The organism is Candidatus Symbiopectobacterium sp. NZEC135, assembly GCF_025962695.1.
The window spans coordinates 1-905 of record NZ_JAGFPF010000831.1 but is presented as its reverse complement, the minus strand read 5'-3'; the positions used below and the strand labels follow the sequence as shown (position 1 = coordinate 905).

The 905-nt window shown below is 49.2% G+C and carries 1 protein-coding gene and 1 pseudogene; both read right to left on the bottom strand.

What is annotated here, in order from left to right; translation table 11 throughout:
• Positions 1-201: pseudogene (gene oppB / locus J5224_RS30795) on the bottom strand (oligopeptide transporter permease); the annotation flags it as partial.
• A gap of 101 nt (positions 202-302) precedes the next feature.
• The coding region (locus J5224_RS30790) for an ABC transporter substrate-binding protein (protein ID WP_264628822.1) at positions 303-905 on the bottom strand (603 nt) is incomplete at its 5' end.

Here is a 905-nt window from a genome sequence, read left to right as displayed (position 1 = left end):
CAGGTAATTACCATATTGCTTCAATACCGGATCGTTGAGATGGTATTTGGCCTCAATATTTGCCATCACTTCCGGGGGCAAATTGCGTTCGCCAGTAAAAGGACTTCCCGGCGCTAGCCGCATCATAAAGAACGAGATCGTAATCAATACAAACAGCGTCGGTATCGCTTCCAGACAACGACGCAGTATAAATTTCAGCATGGTTCTACCTATAAAGGCATGGCACCTGTTACTGTGCTCGCCCCCTCTTCACCGAGGATTTTTTTCGGCAAGAGAGCAGCGAAGCACATTCAGGGACGGCGTTAATGTTGCAAAATATAAAGATCTTTCACATGAATATTGTCGAGCGGATCGTTTCCGGTCAGGCCGCCGACATACGGTTTCACCAACCGGGTATTGGCGTAATAAAATATCGGTATCGTCACCGCATCGCGATCCAATTGCGTTTCGGCCTGTTGATACACGGCCGTGCGCGCTTCGTCATTGGTCACTTGCAGTGATTTCACCATAAACGCATCAAACGCCGCGCTTTTGTAATGTGAGGTATTTGAGCTGCTGTCCGATAACATGCTGTTCAAAAATGACGACGGCTCATTATAATCCGCACACCACCCGGCGCGCGCCAGATCATAATTCCCTTGATGGCGCGTGCTGAGAAACGTTTTCCATTCCTGATTTTCCAATTTCACATTCACGCCGATATTTTGCTTCCAGAGCGACGCGGCGGCAATCGCCATTTTCCTGTGCAGATCGGAAGTATTATAAAGCAGCGTCAGCGTCAACGGCTTTTCGGGCGAATACCCTGCTTCACGCAATAGTCGCTTGGCCTCGGCATTACGTTTCTCCTGCGGCCAGGTAAACCATTCAGGCACGCTGGCTTTTAAGCCATCAATATACGGTGGTAC